The sequence below is a fragment of the Pseudomonas sp. UBA6276 genome (assembly GCF_002438365.1).
Taxonomy (GTDB): Bacteria; Pseudomonadota; Gammaproteobacteria; order Pseudomonadales; family Pseudomonadaceae; genus Aquipseudomonas; species Aquipseudomonas coleopterorum.
Window position 1 is genome coordinate 1 of sequence record NZ_DJUS01000087.1, and the last position, 2,543, is coordinate 2,543.

Below are 2,543 nucleotides of genomic sequence, written 5' to 3' on the forward strand. Positions count from 1 at the left end.
GTAGGAGCGGTCATCGGCCGCGAAAAGGCCACCGCAGATCACCCATTCCCCCCTCTTGTGTTCCTGTTTCCCGCCCGCGTGCCTATAATGATCACCTTTTTCGCCCAACGATTTTGCGGAGCTGGTGATGGCCGAACGTATCGCGTTCGTCGAGCGCAACACTCTGGAAACCCAGATCAAAGCCTCGATCAACCTGGATGGCACCGGAAAGGCCCGATTCGATATCGGCGTTCCTTTTCTTGAGCACATGCTTGACCAGATCGCCCGGCACGGGCTGATCGACCTGGACATCGAGTGCAAGGGCGACCTGCACATCGACGACCACCACACCGTGGAGGACGTCGGCATCACCCTGGGCCAGGCGTTCGCCAAGGCCATCGGCGACAAAAAAGGCATCTTTCGCTACGGCCACGCCTACGTCCCGCTGGACGAAGCGCTGTCGCGCGTGGTCATCGACTTCTCCGGCCGCCCCGGCCTGCAGATGCACGTGCCCTATACCCGCGCCACCGTAGGCGGCTTCGACGTCGACCTGTTCCAGGAGTTCTTCCAGGGCTTCGTCAACCACGCCAATGTCTCCCTGCACATCGACAACCTGCGTGGGCACAACACCCATCACCAGATCGAAACCGTGTTCAAGGCCTTCGGCCGCGCCCTGCGCATGGCCGTCGCCGTCGACGAACGCATGGCCGGCCAGATGCCGTCGACCAAGGGCGTGCTCTGATGCAGACCGTCGCGGTAATCGACTATGGCATGGGCAACCTGCACTCTGTGGCCAAGGCCCTGGAGCACGTGGGTGCCGGCAAGGTGCTGATCACCAGTGACGCCAACGTCATTCGCGAAGCCGACCGAGTGGTTTTCCCCGGCGTCGGCGCTATCCGCGATTGCATGGCCGAGATCCGCCGCCTGGGCTTCGATGCGCTGGTGCGCGAAGTCAGTCGGGACCGGCCGTTTCTGGGGATCTGCGTCGGCATGCAGGCGCTGATGGAGCACAGCGAGGAAAACGCCGGCGTCGACTGCATCGGCGTGTTTCCCGGCAAGGTGCGCTTCTTCGGCAAGGACCTGCACGAAGACGGCGAACACCTGAAAGTCCCGCACATGGGCTGGAACGAAGTGCAGCAGGCGGTGGATCACCCGCTGTGGCACGACATCCCCGACCTGGCGCGCTTCTACTTCGTGCACAGCTACTACATCGAGGCCGGCAAGCCGGGCCAGGTGGTAGGGCGCGGCCATTACGGTCGCGACTTCGCTGCGGCACTGGCCGAAGGTTCGCGTTTCGCCGTGCAGTTCCACCCCGAGAAAAGCCATACCCATGGCCTGCAGCTGCTGCAGAACTTCGCAGCCTGGGATGGACGCTGGTAATGGCCAAGGCCAGCAAGCCGCCCATTCTCACCCTGACGCCGGAGCAGGAAAGCGAAGCGGCCGACAAGATCAAGCGGTTCATGCGCGACCGCTTCGATCTGGACCTGGGTTCGTTCGAGGCCCTCGAGGTGCTCGAGCTGTTCACCCGCGAAATGGCTCCACACTATTACAACAGGGCGATTTTCGATGTGCAGGCGCACCTCAGCGAGAGGTTCGAAAGCATCGAGAGCGACCTGTGGGCGCTCGAGAAGAACTGACTTCCGAGCATCGCCGTTCACCGACCCCGAAGGTTTTTGCAGATGCTGATTATCCCCGCTATCGATCTTAAAGACGGTGCCTGCGTGCGCCTGCGCCAGGGCCGCATGGAAGATTCCACGGTGTTCTCGGACGATCCGGTGAGCATGGCGGCCAAGTGGGTCGAAGGCGGCTGCCGTCGCCTGCACCTGGTCGACCTCAACGGTGCCTTCGAAGGCCAGCCAGTGAACGGCGAGGTGGTCACCGCGATCGCCAAGCGCTATCCGGATCTGCCGATCCAGATCGGCGGCGGCATCCGCTCGCTGGAAACCATCGAACACTACGTCAAGGCTGGCGTCAGCTACGTGATCATCGGTACCAAGGCGGTCAAGCAGCCCGAGTTCGTCGCCGAGGCCTGCCGTGCGTTCCCCGGCAAGGTCATCGTCGGCCTGGACGCCAAGGACGGCTTCGTCGCCACCGACGGCTGGGCGGAAGTGAGTACGGTGCAGGTCATCGACCTGGCCAAGCGCTTCGAGGCCGACGGCGTGTCGGCGATCGTCTACACCGACATCGCCAAGGACGGCATGATGCAGGGCTGCAACGTGCCCTTCACCGCTGCCCTGGCGGCCGCGACCAGGATCCCGGTGATCGCTTCTGGCGGTATCCACAACCTGGGCGACATCCGTGCCCTGCTGGACGCCAAGGCCCCGGGCATCATCGGTGCCATCACTGGCCGGGCTATCTACGAAGGCACCCTGGACGTCGCCGAGGCCCAGGCTTTTTGCGATTCGTACAACGCGTAATGGCTAAACGCGGCCCGCGCCCCGGCTCCCTGTAGCAGCGGCGCAAGCCGCGTCCGCCGGCACCTTGCTCCCAATCCGATCGGAGAATCCCCATGGCCCTGGCCAAACGCATCATCCCTTGCCTGGACGTGGACAACGGCCGCGTGG

General features: G+C 63.6%; 4 protein-coding genes. All 4 read left to right on the plus strand.

All coding sequences use genetic code 11. The annotated features are described in order from the left end of the window. Positions 1–127 precede the first annotated feature (127 nt). From hisB to hisA, 4 genes are read left to right on the plus strand one after another with little or no spacing between them, the layout of a single operon-like run. Positions 128–721, plus strand: a complete 594-nt coding sequence (gene hisB, locus B2V21_RS10340) for an imidazoleglycerol-phosphate dehydratase HisB (RefSeq protein ID WP_043191647.1) — start codon at positions 128–130, stop codon at positions 719–721. Next, positions 721–1,359: an imidazole glycerol phosphate synthase subunit HisH gene (hisH, locus tag B2V21_RS10345; protein WP_049861647.1), complete on the plus strand. Its 639-nt coding sequence runs from the start codon at positions 721–723 to the stop codon at positions 1,357–1,359. The genes hisB and hisH overlap by 1 nt, the downstream gene beginning before the upstream one ends. Further along, on the plus strand, positions 1,359–1,616 hold the full coding sequence (locus B2V21_RS10350; protein WP_049861648.1) for a DUF2164 domain-containing protein: 258 nt from the start codon (positions 1,359–1,361) through the stop codon (positions 1,614–1,616). The genes hisH and B2V21_RS10350 overlap by 1 nt, the downstream gene beginning before the upstream one ends. 42 nt (positions 1,617–1,658) lie before the next feature. Then, positions 1,659–2,396 carry a 1-(5-phosphoribosyl)-5-[(5-phosphoribosylamino)methylideneamino]imidazole-4-carboxamide isomerase gene (gene hisA / locus B2V21_RS10355; protein WP_122743892.1) on the plus strand — a complete coding sequence of 246 codons (738 nt, stop codon included), beginning with the start codon at positions 1,659–1,661 and terminating at the stop codon, positions 2,394–2,396. Positions 2,397–2,543 lie beyond the last annotated feature (147 nt).